Origin of the sequence: Paenibacillus mesophilus, assembly GCF_005938385.1 — a bacterium.
In the GTDB taxonomy this organism is placed as follows: Bacteria; Bacillota; Bacilli; order Paenibacillales; family NBRC-103111; genus Paenibacillus_AB; species Paenibacillus_AB mesophilus.
The window spans coordinates 20,095-34,311 of record NZ_VCRA01000001.1 but is presented as its reverse complement, the minus strand read 5'-3'; the positions used below and the strand labels follow the sequence as shown (position 1 = coordinate 34,311).

Below are 14,217 nucleotides of genomic sequence, written 5' to 3'. Positions count from 1 at the left end.
CAACCTCTTAGCGGGATAAGATTTAACGAAGGTAACCCGTTGGAGTTACCTTCGTTAATCGGATTATAGCATTAGTTGAAGGTTATAGCTGTTGCAGCAGGAGAAGTCCAGCCTCCGTTGCCATACTGAACAGGAATCGCATTATAGTTATCCGTTCCTGTCGTGTTCGATTGGCGTCTAGGAATGTTTCTCAAATATCCTTGTGCTTGCAGGGTCGTAGCCGTTACGGTATCCGGCGTTCCAGCAGTATAGCCTGCAACTGCTCCACCACCGGCCAGAAGTCCATTTCCATCCGGATCGACAGTCGTTAAATAAAGAATTGCCGCTTCGCGTACCAAAGTATCGGTTTCTGCATCGGCATTTCTTTTCGAGTTTTCGACAATACCTCCGATGGATGGAATTGCAATTGCCGCGATAATGCCCAAAATGACGATAACGGCGAGCAATTCGACCAGCGTCAAGCCTTTCTGATTTTTAAGCAGCTTCCATTTTTTCATAAACGTGTCCATTCCCCTCTGTCAGTGATTATATAGTAATGAATCATTACTACCGCCTATTAATGAAGGTTCTGCATCAGCTTGAACGTCGGCAGCATGAGCGCCGTGACGATCCCACCGACGATACCCGAAATAAATAAAATCATGAAAGGCTCCAGCAGCGATTTCAACCGGTCCGCCATCGCATCGACATCCGCTTCATAGAAATCGGCGACCTTCTCCAGCATACTGTCCAGCGCGCCGGCCCTTTCGCCGATCGCCAGCATCTGTACGACCATCGGAGGAAATAACCAGCTGCCGCGAAAAGGCTCCGCGATGGAGCTGCCGTTCCGCAATCCTTCGCGGGATTGCAGGATCAGCTTGCCGATCACTTCGTTGCCGACTACCGAGGAGACGATCGTCATCGTCTGAAGCATCGGAATCGCCGCCGAATGCAGGGAGCTGAATGTGCGGCAGAACCGTGCGATCGATTGTTTATGAGCAAGCTTCCCGAACACCGGAATGCGCAGCCGGAGCAAATCCCAATAGTATGTACCTAACTTCGACTTCTTCATGGAGCCGATCAGAAGTCCCGGAGCCGCCGCGAATAAAGGAATCAAGTACCAGTAGGCAAGCATCCAATCGCTAATGGCAATAATGATCCGGGTAGGGAGGGGAAGCTCCAGCCCCATCGCCTGGAAATTCGCGATGTATCTCGGGATGACGAAGGTCATCATCAAGCTGACGACAAGAATCGTTACAAATCCCATCACGATCGGATAGATCATCGCGGACTTGACCTTCTCTTTGGTGTTATGCTCTTTCTCGTAGAAGGAGGCCAACCGGGTCAGCATATCGTCGAGGTTCCCGCTCGCTTCTCCCGCGCGGATCATACTCACGAATACGACCGAGAACACGGTCGGATATTGCGCCGCCGCGGCGGAAAATTGCGTACCCCGCTGCATGTCTTCGGATATGCGTGCCAATATTTTTTTGAATTCCTTGCTCGAGCTTTGCTCTCCGAGCACGCGTACTGCTTCGACCATGCTGATGCCGGCTTTGTACATAGTGGCAAGCTGTCGGCAAAACACGGTAAAATGCTCGTTTTTGACCTTCGGCCCGCCGAAGGCGATCTCCTTATGCAGGATGCTTTTGCTCGGATCGAATAAGTGCAGAACCCAAAGTCCTCGGCTTTTCAATTCTTCGACCGCCTGCTGAAACGATTGGGCTTCCAGAGCGCCTTTGGAATATTTGCCGTAATCGTCGACGGCTTTATACATAAACTTGGGCACAGGCATCAGCTCCGTACGTGCGATTGGATGATCTAAGCTGCCTACGGCGGGTGAGCGGGAATATGTTTATTGCAGGTCGGCAAAGCCGAACATCGCTTCCTTCGCCGCCTCTACTGTGACAAGACGTCGCTGCAGCAGCTCGCGAAGCGACATTTCCATCGTCTGCATGCCTTGCGCCTTGCCGGTCTGCATCGCCGAGCGGATTTGGTGCACCTTCTCGGAGCGGATCAGGTTGGCGATCGCCGGCGTATTGACCATAACCTCGATCGCCGCCACCCGTCCGCTGCCGTCGGCCGTCGGGAGCAGGCGCTGCGCCATGACGCCCAGCAGCACGGATGCGAGCTGAACGCGGATTTGCTGCTGCGACTCCGGAGGGAAGACGTCGATGATGCGGTCGATCGTTTGGGGCGCGTCCGCGGTATGAAGCGTACCGAAGACGAGGTGTCCCGTTTCCGCTGCCGTAATCGCGATGCCGATCGTTTCGAGATCGCGCAGCTCGCCGACGAGAATCACGTCCGGGTCTTGACGAAGCGCGGCTCTCAGTCCGGTCGAGAACGATGCCGTATCGACTCCGACTTCCCGCTGGTTTACGATGCAGGACTTATGGCCGTGCACGAACTCGATCGGATCTTCCAGCGTGATGATGTGGTCGTTGCGAGTACGATTGACGTAATCGAGAATGGCAGCGAGCGTGGTCGATTTACCACTTCCGGTCGGGCCTGTAACAAGCAGCAAGCCTTGCGGCTTCCTGGCGAATTCCTCGGCGATCGGAGGCAAACCGAGCATCTCCATAGCGGGTATTCGTTCGGGAATAAGACGTACGGTAAGGCTGGCGTTTCCTTTTTGCAGGAAGGCATTGACACGATAACGGGATACATCCGGGATACCGTAAGAGAAGTCGAGGTCTCCCTTCTCCATGAAGCTCTCGAACTGCTCGGTTGTCATCAGTTCCTTCGCCATGTCCAGAGTCGAGGAAGGAGTCAGCGTCTCGGCTCCGACAGGCTTCAAGCTGCCGTGAATTCGCAGCATCGGGGGAGAATGCACCGTAATATGGATGTCCGAAGCTTTGTGCTGAACGGCATATTTCATCAGTTCGATCATATCCATCTTCTACCATCAACCTCTCCCGGAGCATCATGGACATAACTGCAGGAAATGTGCATTTATTCATTATTATACAAGGAATATATGGAAAGTATATACTCCAAATAGTCTTTTAGAACTAATTATATGTGTAGATTTTGTTTCTATTTGTCAAATATCGCTGCCTACAACGCGAAAAACCTCGGAAAATGTCGTCAACCCGGCAGCCACCTTGGCAAGTCCGTCCTGCATCATCGGAATCATTCCGTTTTGAATTGCGTATGATCTGTACTCGCTATCCGAACGGCGCTGCAATATCATCGACCGTAACGTGTCATCCACGAGCAAAATCTCATGTATCGCCAGCCTCCCCTTGTATCCGCTTCTCGCGCAATCGCCGCAGCCGGTTCCCTTCCTCAGCTTTTGCGCATGCAAACCGTGTTGACGAAGCAGCTTGGATTCCTCTTCCAACGGGGTGTATTCGGACGAGCAGCGCGGACAGATGCGCCGTACTAACCGCTGTGCGACGATACAGTGGACCGATGAGGATACGAGAAACGGTTGAACGCCCATATCGATCAGTCGGGTGACGGCATTCACGGCGCTGTTCGTGTGAAGCGTACTGAGCACCAAGTGGCCGGTCATCGCCGCCCGTACCGCAATTTCAGCCGTCTCGCTGTCGCGGATCTCGCCGATCATGACGATATTGGGGTCCTGGCGCAGAATGGTCCGAAGCCCGCGGGCGAAAGTAACCCCCGTAGCCGGATTGACCTGCACCTGATTAATGCCCTTCAACTGGTACTCGACGGGATCTTCTACGGTAATGATATTGACTTCGTCATGATTGAGCCGGGCCAGCGCGGAATACAGCGTAGTCGTTTTCCCGCTGCCCGTCGGTCCGGTAATGAGTACGACTCCGTGAGCGTTTTGAATGCCTTTATAAAACAGCTGCTGATTGTGCTCCGACAAGCCGAGCTTTTCGATTTCCGTTAACGTGCTGCCCAAATCGAGAATACGCATAACGACCTTCTCGCCATGGATCGTCGGAAGCGTGGAAATGCGGATGTCGATTTTGCGGTATTGAATTTCGATCTCGACCCGGCCGTCCTGAGGAAGCCGCCGTTCCGCCACGTTCAGATTGCCCATCACTTTAATCCGCGCGATAATGACGCTCTGCATATGGGGCGGCAGCGTCCGCTCGGTGCGCATCATGCCGTCCACCCGGTAACGGATGCGCAGACAGTCTTCCTGCGGGTCGAAATGAATATCGCTCGCGCCCATTTGCACGGCTTGGGTAATGATTTGGTTGACCGTCTTGACGACGGGCGAATCTTCTTCCTCCGGCTGCGGCTTCGACTCTTCCTGGCTGCGGGTTTGCAAGATTTGGCTGATCTGCTCCACGGACTCCTGCAGTCCGTAGTAACGCCGGATCGCCCGTTTAAGCTCCTCCCGTGCCGCTATGGTCGGTTCGATGCGGTAGCCGGTACTCATCCGCAGCTCGTCGATGGCGAAATAATCGAGCGGATCCGCCATGGCCAATATAAGCTTGTTGCCCTCGGTCCGGATCGGCAGCACCTGATGCTGTTCGGCCAGCCGCTGCGGGATAATGTTGATCACTTTTTGTTCGATCACTTGCTTGTACAGCTGAACATGAGGAATTCCGAGCTGAAATTCCAGCGTTTCTATCAACTGCTGCTCGGTGATGAAGCTGCGCGCAATGAGAAATTCTCCGAGCCTCATCTTCGTTTCCTGCTGCTCCGTTAGAGCCGTCTGCAGCTGCTCCTCCGTCAAAAGCCCGGCTTCCACGAGCAAGTCGCCTAATCTCTTATGTATGGCCATACGATCGCACATCCCCCCGGATTACTATTCTTTCGACTAGTCCAAGTGAAGGAACGAAAAAAAGACCTTTTCTTCAATAGAAAGGTCGGTCGGTTGCACTACTCGCTCCTTGCTGTCCAAGTGCCCAGTTACAGACAGCCGATCATCGCTTCCGCTTAAAGGAGTAAACTTTACTCCTCGCCAGCTATATTAAATCATAGATGTTCGGGTGCGGTCAACAGCAGAAAATTCCAGAACGGTTTCCCGTATTGACTTGATTCCTATATTGAATTACTATGAATCTATCACTCGAGTGACGAATCTTGATTAAAGTGTGCAATCATGCTTATTTCGAACCAGGAGAAGAAGGCCGAGTACCGGTTCCTCACCTATGAGTTAATAGTTCGAGAATCGACGCCTCCGGTTCAACGTTAACGAAAACCGCCGGCAGCCGATTTCAAGACTTCCAATCATCACTCGTGTGGCAAAATTCTGCATCGGAGGATTGCTATGAGTAACAAGCAGGAGCTGTCTTTGTCGGATTTTTCGCTCGACGGCGAGTATGGCAGCCAAGGGGCGGCGCTGGAGCATATCGGCGTCAACCATTTTCGCATGATATTGGGCACGGCTCCGAATCAACCGAAGTGGACGAACAAACCGCAGTTTATCATACGCCGGCATGCCAAAGGAAATCGGCTGCGGTTGGACGTAGTTGCTCCGGTGGCCGGAGGCGGACAATACCCGATGAACGAATACCGCTACTCGTGGTCGCACGACAACGAGCATTGGCAGCCGATAGGCTGGGAGACGGACAGCGCGGAACGAAATTATTTTCTGTTCCCCGAATTTACAGAAAATGCCGTTTATTTCGGTCATCAAGTGCCTCTGTCGTACGAGTTGCTGGAGCGATTGATCGGGGAGTGGAGAGTCCATCCGCTCGTTGCCGTCCACCCGCTGGGCCTGTCTCTCGGCGGCCGAACGGTGTACCGGCTGGAGATTACGGCACCGGCTGGTCCATATGCCCGCTCCGAACGGTGGGCGCATTATATGATCAATACGCATCCCGGGGAACATAATGCCCAATGGCGCATGATCGGCATGATCGATTGGCTGCTGCGCGACCCGCAGGCCGGATCGTTTCTGGAACGGACGGTTTGCCATTTTGTAATCATGATGTGCCCGGACGGTCCGTCCAACGGATGGTATCGGGTGAACGGGCAAGGAGTGGATATGAACCGGAGCTACTCGCTTCCCGCGGCGGACCATCGGCTGCAAGCGCATGAAGCTTATCTATGTCAGCGCGACCTGGAACGGCTGATCGCTTCCGATACTCCCATGACGACGATTTGGAATATGCATACGTGGGGGGGAGCGGTGGAGCCGATCTTGTATCCGGGGCCGGAGTTTTCGGGTCCGCTCGGAGAGTGGACGGCGCTGCGGGATGGGATCGGGAAGCATGACCCGGAGCATCTTGTCAAAACGCTGCGTCTTGCGAAGGAACCGCTCGGAATGGCGGAAGGCTGGAACGGCGGTCCGCAGCGGCAATTCGGAGTAACCGGGGTGCTGTGCGAGGGCGGGGGGAGTCTGCTGACGAAAGCGGAAAACGCCGCAGCCGGAGAAGCGATCATTCGCGGTATTGCCGATTATTACCGCTGCAAGAAAGGTTGACGGCCGGAACGCGCCGAACACCCCTTTGCTCCTGACGGAATGAAGGGGTGTTCGGTCTTAATCACGCTTTGCCTTGGCCGGTATAAATCAGTACCGCATCACGGAGGAAGGCGGCTACGCCGCTCTGATCCTTGTCGTAATAAGCGGTGAACCTTTCGTCGTCCACGTACATTTGGGCCACGCCCGCGTGTGCTTCCTTGCTGTAGCTGTCCCAGTAGAAGCTGAGCCATTGACGGTGCAAGTCCGCCGCCTTTTGCGCGAGCTCTCCCGCCGGATCGCCGGTCGCGAAAGCTTCGGCAAGCGTCGAGTGGATGTCGAGGGCGAGCTGCTCGAGCTCGGCGTATTGTTTCTCGGTCATGCCTTTTATTTTGCTGTTCGCTTTGTCGACTTGCTCATCGCCATATTTTTTGCGGATTTCCTCGCCATATTTGTTCTCGTTGTCATCGATCAATTTTTGCTTGAAGCCTTCGAACTTTTGCTTGTCGGTCATCGTTTTACTCCCCTCTCTTGCGGCCAACGTCAGCTCGACATTGGCTATCAGCGCATCCAATTGCTCCCGTTTCTCCAGAAGCTTCCTGTGATGCTCCCTCAGTGCCAGGCCGGCATCGAACGATGGCGAGGCGAGCAATTCCTTGATCTCCTCCAAACCGACCCCGAGCTCCCGGTAGAATAAAATTTGCTGCAGCCGGTCGACCTCCCGCTGCCCGTAGATGCGATATCCCGAGGAATTGATTCTCGCCGGCTTGAGAATGCCAATCTGATCGTAATATCGCAGCGTCCGGGTGCTTATTCCCGCCAGTTGCCCCAGCTTTTGTACGGTATATTCCATGTTCGCTCCTCCTGACAAATTCATCGTACACCTTTACGCCGCGTCAATGTCAAACGCAATTTTTGGCTCTGGCAAAAATAAATCCCTTCCGCCATCGTCGGCGAAAGGGCAGTGCCATTCACTAAGTATTTTTCTTTAAGCTCATGGTGGCCGATAAGGCAGCGTGATCGGAAGGCCAGAGAGCGGTAGGGGTTCTATCGCTTTGTTTATTTCCGGTCAACGCGGCCTTGACGGGTTCCCAACCGTTTTTGAACAATATTAAGTCTATTCTTCTGTTCAAAGTGGAGACGGCATTCAACAGATCGGAGTCCTGGCAGCAAGTATATCCGCGTCCTTTACCCGCTTTCTTCCAGACATCCATGAATCCGGCTTTGATAAACTTGTTATATGTCGGTTCGCCTTTGCCGCCAGCATTTGAATTGAAGTCCCCCAGCAAGATCAGCGGCAAATTCGTATTGGCCGGTCCTTTCAGCAATTCATTTCCTTGAGCGACCTGCACCGTGGGGGAAAGCGGATCGAGATGAGTGTTGATCATCCGAAACATACGTTTATGAGCCAGCACGTCGATAGACGACCATCCTCGTACGATCTTAAACGGCCGCCCTGCAATTTGTACAGTCAAATTGGATTTGAAGTTGGCTTCTTGCCGCCGGAGAACGGTCAAGCCCGATCCTTTTCTGATCAATATAACGTCCCTGTCCAACAATCGCACCGCATCTCCGTTGCTGGTCGGCAGCCGGATTGAAACATTTTTGTTTTTTGCGGCCACTTCGTAGTGCAATCCCCGTTTTCTTAACTCGCTTAACAGCAATCGGACGAAGTCATAGGTGACGACAGGCAAACCGGGGACACTGAGCTGCACCCGGTCCGCTTCCTGCAAGCCGATGAGATCCGGTTTTTTCGAAGCGATCAGCCGGGCGATCGTTCCAGCCCGAAGAGGAAAATCGGTTGCGAGAAATTGCCGGAATACTTCGGTCACCGACTGGGGGATTAGTTCCGGCGTTGCCGTGAAAAACGGTGTAAAATCCGTGCCTACGTATAAGTTCCACGTCATAAATGAAATGGGGTTACGTGCCATCGCAACTAACCTCCTCATTCTCTCAACATTTGACGCTGCATCCCGGCAATTCCATTATAATGAGAGTAGTCGCAATTTGGTTCCGATGGAATGGGGGAGCATCGATGAAAGCACGGCATCCTTATCGCCTCTTCACCGAGTATTATTATAAATGGAAAGGGTTGAACGCCAGCACGACGTTCCATTCGCATCCGCAGTACGAGGTGTATTATTTCCACGACGGCAGATGCCATTTCATGCTCGGGGATCAAATTATCGAGCTTGAGCCCGGAGATATGATTATTATGAACGGCATGACCCAGCACTGTCCGAAGGTGGACAAGCCGGCGGAGTATGTGCGTACGATGTTTTCGTTCGAGCCTTGTTTGGTCCAGCTATTCAGCGAGGAGATGCGGGCCTTCAATCCGCTGCAGCCGTTCGAGACGCTCGGCAACTATCATCTGCGTCTTGATCCGGAAGCGAAGGCGGAATGCGAGGAACTGCTGCACCGAATCAACAAGTTTTACTACAAAGACGATGTTGTCCGGTATCACCGGTTTTTGATGGCGTTTTACGATTTGCTCCTGTTCATTAACGAGCAATGCTGGAAGCCGATGGAGGACAGCCGGCGGACTGTGACGGACCGCGAGCGGTATGTGCGGAAAATGATCGCGTTTATCGAGAACCGGTATATGGACGACGTTCAATTGGACGGGATGGCGAACGAGCTGCACATGAGCCGGTATCATATGATGAAAATATTCCGGGACGTTACCGGAATGACCGTTTTCGATTATTTGTACAGAAGGAGGATCAATCAGGCGAAGCTGCTCTTCTTCTATAAGAAGGAGAACTCCGTAACCGACGTTTGTTTCCGGGTAGGGTTCAAGCATCTCCCGCATTTCAGCCGGTTGTTCAAGCATCATGTCGGCGTCCCGCCGGATCAGTACCGGAAAATGATTCACGGAACCGGAGGGGGAGGGTCGTTCCCGATATAAAGCGGCCTCCACCGCAAGACCGGCAAACGGTTGAACGCAAAGCACGCATCGGCAGTTAAAGCGCCGGCCGCTTTCCGCACCATCAGTTAAAGAGACGCAAGTCAAAATATGCTACAGTAGTACATGTAAGCGCTTATATCGACGGAGGGCCCTTCGATTATTTTTCTAGAGGTGTGCGCTTTGAAAAACATGCTGTTGGCGGCAATCCTAATCTTATCCTTGCTCTCGGGCCCGCCGGCCTATGCGGATACGGGTACGGCGCAAGGACCGGTGCTTGTGCTGGAGAACGGAACGATGCTCCCGGTCGGTTATGTAGATCGGGATAGGCTGCCGGACCAAATCGGGATCTACACATATCGGTACGGCAAATCGACCCCGTCTTTCCAGTCCGGCACGGCGGAATTTATCGTAATCGGCGACGTTGTCGTAGAGAAAAACACGAACGGAACGGGAGGGACGCCAATCCCGTCGGGCAGCTATGTCTTGTCCGTATCCGGCGTGGCGCTGGCATCGCTCGGCGGTATGACGACGGGGCAGACGGTGAAGGTGCTGAATGCCCAGATCGAGGTGCGGCCGGAGAAATACGCCGTCGTGCGGGGAGCCATTGTCAAGATCGATAAACGGAATGCGACGCGCGGTACGGGGGAAGTGATCTTATTCGATCCGTCGCACGGGCCGACGACGAAGCAGAACGGATGGGGGATGGAAATTACGATTGTAGGCGGAGTCGTTTCCCGCGTAGTCGGGCTCGTCCCCGATCCGGTCAAGCCGGGCAATTATGTGCCTAACGATTCGCCCATTCCGCAGGACGGCTATGTTCTCTCGATCCAGACGCGCAGCCCTTACTTTACTCAATTGAACGGCAAAGTAAAAGCGGGAGATCCCGCCGAAATCGCGCTGGATCCGCTGCAATACCGCGTCATGAAAATCGGATATGACGGCATCAACTCCAAAGTGCGCGGCGCCGACACGCTGATCGTATACGACCGGACCTACGGGGAACGTACCGGAACGAACCCTTACGGAAACGAGGTTGTTGTGAACGGGGAAGGAATGGCCGTCTCGAACGGAGGCAACAATCGGAGTATTCCCGATACGGGCATCGTCTTGTCAGGCGTCGGGGTAAAAGGGACTTGGCTGAAGGACAACGTGCCGGTCGGTTCCAGAATCCGCATCGATTCGGCGAACAAGCAGGTCGTCGCGATGTATACGCCCCAATCCGTCCTGGACAAGGCGAGCTATTATGCCGTCAAGCTGCGGCAGCAATTGCAGCAGTCCAAGTCCGAGTTCCGGGACGTGCCTTATACCCGCGTAGAGCAGCAGATTACCGTAGCCGAATCGATTTACGGACAGGCCGTCCAGCTGCGTGCAGCCGGTTCCGTGCAGGAGCTGGCCGGGGTGCTGCAGCAGCTCGACCGGGCGATATCGGATGCGGATTTCATGCACGAGGAATCCCGCGTGATGGAGACGCGCGGCATTTGGATCAGGCCGAAAGAAACGACACGGGAGCAAGTGCGCGACAATTTGCTGAAAGTGAAGTCGGCCCGGTTCAATACCGTTTACCTAGAGACATGGTGGAACGGCCGGACCATTTATCCAACGCATGTTCCGGACGCCGCCAAGAACCCGATCTATAACGGCTTCGACGTCCTGCAAGCGTACATCGAGGAAGGCCGAAGTCTCGGTCTCGGCATTCATGCCTGGGTGGAAAACTTCCGCGGCGGGGACGAGACGCCGGGTCCCGCTCTCGCCGCTCATCCGGATTGGGGCATCATGAGCCGTCAAGGACAGCCGTACGAAATCACGGACAATGTCAAAAAGTATTATCTCAATCCTGCTTTGCCCGCGGTGAGAGATCATTTGTCCGCCATTTACAACGAGTTGATAACCAAATACGATATAGCCGGACTGCATCTCGACTTTACCCGTTATCCGCATTCCCGCGACTATTCGAACGATTTCGGCTATGACCCGTATACAAGAGGGCTGTTTCAGCAAAAGCACGGAGCCGACCCGCTTGCCTTGAAGCAGGGTGATGCGTTATGGGACACATGGCTTCGTTTTCGCACCGAAATGATCAATGGCTGGGTCGACCGGGTCGTATCGGAATCGCGTGCGGCGAAGCCGCAGCTATTCTTGTCGGCCGCGGTATGGCCGAATTACGATACGGCGCCCGCATTGTTCGCGCAAGAGGCGAAGACGTGGGCGGCCCATAACGCCATCGACCAGTTCGTTCACATGTCCTATGTGAGGGATGCTTCGCTTCTGGTCGGCGATCTGAATAAATCACTCGACATCGCGGGCGGCAAAGCGTTCGTCGCGTCCGGAATCGGCGCCTATATGAATTTGCAGCCGACGATGATCGCCGAACAAATCCGCGAAGTGAACCGTGCCGGCGGCAACGGCACATCGATGTTCGAGTTCACGGGAACGTTCGGAGGCGGTTACGATCGCGTGCTTGCGCTCGGGGCATATCGGAACGAAGCCGTCCCGCCGGATTACCGCAAGACCGGGCCTTTGATCGTATGGATTCGCGACATGATCCGTAAAATCGACGAAATCTACGTCCCCCTGCAAGGAATGAGCGGACCCGATGCCGCGAAATATGAAGCGCATTTGAATGTGATCGTCAAAACGCTGGAAGCGCGTGAATCGTTCACTCCGCTGACGGCGAGCGCCGCGAAGCAGCAGCTGGAGGTACTGCAAACGCTGCTGGCCCATGACCGTTCCGTTCATGCGCAGGTCAAGAGCAGAATGACGGCCGATATGGAGTATGGACTGCAAGTATTGAAGCTGTACGACGTGAAAACGAGGTAAAAGTACGCCCTCCGCACAGGCACGGACAGGCCGCCGATAACAAGGCGACCCGTCGGTGCCTTGTGAGGTTTTTTTCATGGAACGTGGCATGAGTTCGACAACGGATTTGGTAAATATGCTACTATATGCAATGGGACATTAGTAGAATCAGAGAACCAAGACATCCATGAGGAAGGAAGTGCTTGCCGGCGATGGAGCCTTACGACCGTATTGTAGAATTAGCCTTTCAGAAATCGAAGCTGCGCGATCAGCTCAATGACGATGAGGCGAATGAGACGCTTCGGCAATTTTATAAACAAATTGAGGAATGGGACGGATCGGTCGATCGATTGTCGTTCATCGGAGACTATCTTGTCGGAACGCATATGAATAAAATCATTGCAAAGGGGATGGCCCAGGCGAGTCCGGAAGGGTTTGTCCGTATTATGACCCAGGAGCGGACCATCCTGGAGAAGGTTGCGGAGCTGCTGCGGCTTCGCAAGTCAGGTCCCGTCGATGAGCGGCTGACGAACCGGATCAAGGATGTGCAGCTCGAGCGTGCCGTCAAAATTCACCCGAGCCTGGAAGGACCGGCACCGGACCAGTATATTCACCGTTTTTTGTGCTGCTTGTTCATGGAGATCATGACGCCGGTGGCGAATAAGAGTGATCTGAAGAAAATCGCCCGGATTCTCGACATAGGCGACGCAAACGTATCGTTCGTAAACCTGCAGGTCAGAGTCCGCGGTAAGGTGGAAGGTGCGCTGCAAAGGCTGCAGCTGCACGAAGAAGTGAATACGAAGGATGTATTCCGAAGAGCCGTGATTGCTTATCATATTCTCGAAGCGCACAAAGAACTTCAAGCCAAGTAACGCAAATCTTCAAGTAGAGTACAAATCATCCTTCTTTTCTCCGTACAGGCACAGATAGGCCGCCGCCCACATACAATGTAACGATCCTTGATATCGCCATTGCGATCGTTTCGATTATGCGGGAGGTGACCGGTCGGTGCCTGGTTTATTTGCAGCCGTCGCTTTATTTATCAAGCAATTGATGCTGCTCGTGTCGTATGTCAAAAACAATGCGTTTCCTCAGCCGTTAACCGAGGAGGAGGAAGAGAAGCATCTCCGTCTCATGGCCGGAGGAAACCAGCATTCGCGCAATTTGCTGATTGAACATAACTTGAGGCTCGTCGCCCATATCGTCAAAAAGTTCGACAATACCGGCGAAGACCTCGAAGATCTGATCTCGATCGGAACGATCGGATTGATCAAGGCGATCGAATCGTTCTCGCCCGACAAAGGGACGAAGCTCGCCACGTTCGCGGCGAGATGCATCGAGAACGAGATAATAATGTCTTTAGAGGTGCGTTAAATATTGGTTTTTGTTTTTTAAAGCCACATCAGAGCATGTGGCTTATTGAGTTATGGGGGATAAGGAACAGTATGAGATAATTCAAATATTGAGTATTTATTTTGACATTTTAGTTTGACGACTCGATGATATAAACTTGAAATGCCCAGAAGACCTTAAAATCGTAATTTACAAAGGATGGGAGCTTAGTTTTCAAGCGTTTAAGTCGTACAGTCGTAATTATATGTTGCAAACAAGAAAATACTAAAAAATAATATTAACTTATGAGGTGCGGAAAAATGAAGGATGAGAAATCAAAAAATCAAATGTACAGACAATATTTCATGGGTGTCCTTGAGGAACTAAAAAAGATGGGTTATTCTGAGGCAGATGCGGAAATGATTTTCAATCGTTATTCTGATGGTATCATAGGTATATGGGGGTTTTATCTAAATACTTATGATTTTGCTAAAGAAATCGATGAGTTATATAGGGCAGTTATACGTGAATTTGATCCTAATAACCCTGATCACATTTATATAGGCCATCTCCGAGAACGCATTCGGAAGAATGAAATAATAGGAAATTCGTTAACATTTACAATAAGTGAAGAAATCATGAAAAGAATTAATCAGTGGGATCAGTGTAAAGCAGTTGATGTAAGTGGTGCAAAATTTGCTTATACGTTTGTTCCTTCGAGCTTAGGCACGTATATTATTGTGAAATGCGATGTGTGTGAACGTGAGTTGCATTTTTCTGATGATATAAATTAGGTGAATAGACAGGCTAAACAAATATCATTAAACTTTTCGTTGGAACTATTTAAAATTTCGCGTTTAGCCTGCAT

Annotated in this window: 11 protein-coding genes, 1 pseudogene and 1 riboswitch; of the genes and pseudogenes, 6 read left to right on the top strand and 6 right to left on the bottom strand. The window is 52.5% G+C overall.

All coding sequences use genetic code 11. The features are described from left to right. Positions 1 to 71: 71 nt before the first annotated feature. The 4 genes from FE783_RS00130 to FE783_RS00115 all read right to left on the bottom strand — a co-directional run bounded on the left by FE783_RS00130 (position 72) and on the right by FE783_RS00115 (position 4,690). A complete protein-coding gene (locus FE783_RS00130; RefSeq protein ID WP_138877283.1) occupies positions 72 to 497 on the bottom strand; it encodes a prepilin-type N-terminal cleavage/methylation domain-containing protein in 426 nt (141 codons plus the stop codon). Positions 498 to 556: 59 nt separating this feature from the next. Then, on the bottom strand, positions 557 to 1,774 hold the full coding sequence (locus FE783_RS00125; RefSeq protein ID WP_420799696.1) for a type II secretion system F family protein: 1,218 nt from the start codon (positions 1,772 to 1,774) through the stop codon (positions 557 to 559). A 60-nt stretch (positions 1,775 to 1,834) separates the two neighbouring features. After that, on the bottom strand, positions 1,835 to 2,875 hold the full coding sequence (locus FE783_RS00120) for a type IV pilus twitching motility protein PilT (protein ID WP_138877281.1): 1,041 nt from the start codon (positions 2,873 to 2,875) through the stop codon (positions 1,835 to 1,837). Between the two features lie 147 nt (positions 2,876 to 3,022). Then, positions 3,023 to 4,690, bottom strand: a complete 1,668-nt coding sequence (locus tag FE783_RS00115; RefSeq protein WP_138877280.1) for a GspE/PulE family protein — start codon at positions 4,688 to 4,690, stop codon at positions 3,023 to 3,025. A 78-nt stretch (positions 4,691 to 4,768) separates the two neighbouring features. Beyond that, positions 4,769 to 4,850, bottom strand: a riboswitch (cyclic di-GMP riboswitch). 329 nt (positions 4,851 to 5,179) lie between these two features. Here FE783_RS00115 and FE783_RS00110 point away from each other — a divergent pair. Beyond that, entirely contained in the window at positions 5,180 to 6,337 is a 1,158-nt protein-coding gene (locus FE783_RS00110) for a M14 family zinc carboxypeptidase (RefSeq protein WP_138877279.1), read from the top strand. 61 nt (positions 6,338 to 6,398) lie between these two features. Here FE783_RS00110 and FE783_RS00105 read toward each other — a convergent pair whose 3' ends face one another. Then, positions 6,399 to 7,166, bottom strand: coding sequence for a MerR family transcriptional regulator (locus FE783_RS00105; protein WP_138877278.1), 768 nt, complete (start codon positions 7,164 to 7,166; stop codon positions 6,399 to 6,401). Positions 7,167 to 7,287: 121 nt separating this feature from the next. Continuing rightward, entirely contained in the window at positions 7,288 to 8,244 is a 957-nt protein-coding gene (locus FE783_RS00100; RefSeq protein ID WP_238402809.1) for an endonuclease/exonuclease/phosphatase family protein, read from the bottom strand. Positions 8,245 to 8,348: 104 nt separating this feature from the next. Between FE783_RS00100 and FE783_RS00095 the strand changes: the two genes are divergently transcribed. From FE783_RS00095 to FE783_RS00075, 5 genes and pseudogenes are all read left to right on the top strand, one after another. Next, positions 8,349 to 9,221: an AraC family transcriptional regulator gene (locus tag FE783_RS00095; protein ID WP_158301531.1), complete on the top strand. Its 873-nt coding sequence runs from the start codon at positions 8,349 to 8,351 to the stop codon at positions 9,219 to 9,221. Between the two features lie 189 nt (positions 9,222 to 9,410). Continuing rightward, positions 9,411 to 12,038 carry a glycoside hydrolase family 10-like protein gene (locus FE783_RS00090; RefSeq protein WP_238402828.1) on the top strand — a complete coding sequence of 876 codons (2,628 nt, stop codon included), beginning with the start codon at positions 9,411 to 9,413 and terminating at the stop codon, positions 12,036 to 12,038. A gap of 182 nt (positions 12,039 to 12,220) precedes the next feature. After that, on the top strand, positions 12,221 to 12,889 hold the full coding sequence (locus FE783_RS00085; protein ID WP_138877275.1) for a hypothetical protein: 669 nt from the start codon (positions 12,221 to 12,223) through the stop codon (positions 12,887 to 12,889). A gap of 136 nt (positions 12,890 to 13,025) precedes the next feature. Next, a pseudogene (locus tag FE783_RS00080) lies at positions 13,026 to 13,379 on the top strand (sigma-70 family RNA polymerase sigma factor); the annotation flags it as partial. A gap of 290 nt (positions 13,380 to 13,669) precedes the next feature. Further along, positions 13,670 to 14,143 (top strand): hypothetical protein, encoded by a 474-nt coding sequence (locus FE783_RS00075; protein ID WP_138877274.1) that lies wholly within the window; start codon positions 13,670 to 13,672, stop codon positions 14,141 to 14,143. Positions 14,144 to 14,217 lie beyond the last annotated feature (74 nt).

Bases quoted from the DNA above. Each gene is read 5' to 3' on its own strand.
- FE783_RS00100 (WP_238402809.1), bottom strand. From the start codon at position 8,244: ATGGCACGTAACCCCATTTCATTTATGACGTGGAACTTATACGTAGGC.
- FE783_RS00115 (WP_138877280.1), bottom strand. From the start codon at position 4,690: ATGGCCATACATAAGAGATTAGGCGACTTGCTCGTGGAAGCCGGGCTT.
- FE783_RS00125 (WP_420799696.1), bottom strand. From the start codon at position 1,774: ATGCCTGTGCCCAAGTTTATGTATAAAGCCGTCGACGATTACGGCAAA.
- FE783_RS00095 (WP_158301531.1), top strand. From the start codon at position 8,349: ATGAAAGCACGGCATCCTTATCGCCTCTTCACCGAGTATTATTATAAA.
- FE783_RS00120 (WP_138877281.1), bottom strand. From the start codon at position 2,875: ATGGATATGATCGAACTGATGAAATATGCCGTTCAGCACAAAGCTTCG.
- FE783_RS00090 (WP_238402828.1), top strand. From the start codon at position 9,411: ATGCTGTTGGCGGCAATCCTAATCTTATCCTTGCTCTCGGGCCCGCCG.
- FE783_RS00105 (WP_138877278.1), bottom strand. From the start codon at position 7,166: ATGGAATATACCGTACAAAAGCTGGGGCAACTGGCGGGAATAAGCACC.
- FE783_RS00075 (WP_138877274.1), top strand. From the start codon at position 13,670: ATGAAGGATGAGAAATCAAAAAATCAAATGTACAGACAATATTTCATG.
- FE783_RS00130 (WP_138877283.1), bottom strand. From the start codon at position 497: ATGAAAAAATGGAAGCTGCTTAAAAATCAGAAAGGCTTGACGCTGGTC.
- FE783_RS00110 (WP_138877279.1), top strand. From the start codon at position 5,180: ATGAGTAACAAGCAGGAGCTGTCTTTGTCGGATTTTTCGCTCGACGGC.